Genomic DNA, 309 nt, shown 5'->3' with positions numbered 1-309 from the left:
CGAAAGCCGACTGGTTGAGATCAGAGCGTGTCAAGAGCAATTTCAGCCGCTCCCTGAAGATCGTCGACAGATCGCGCTTGTCCATCAGGCCGCTCCTGCTTGCGGGAGGATAAATTTGCGCCGGAACCGTGCTGAACGTGGCTCAGGCGGAAATGAATCCCAATATTTGTTTACAATGTATAACATATGCGGCCAAAAATGCGCATTCGCAACAGTTTGTGCGCATTGTCGCGTTGATGTCACGGTAGGCTCCTGACACAATACTGTCAGGAATCGAGGGGTTCCGGCGACTGAAAGGCAGTGGTCGAT

At 52.4% G+C, this 309-nt stretch carries 1 pseudogene; it reads right to left on the bottom strand.

Features of this window, described 5'->3' with window-relative positions:
- Positions 1-85, bottom strand: a pseudogene (locus tag EN808_RS37525) (transcriptional regulator); the annotation flags it as partial.
- Between the last annotated feature and the right edge of the window lie 224 nt (positions 86-309).

It is taken from the genome of Mesorhizobium sp. M8A.F.Ca.ET.165.01.1.1, assembly GCF_004792065.1.
Taxonomy (GTDB): Bacteria; Pseudomonadota; Alphaproteobacteria; order Rhizobiales; family Rhizobiaceae; genus Mesorhizobium.
This window is presented reverse-complemented; position numbering and strand designations above follow the sequence as displayed.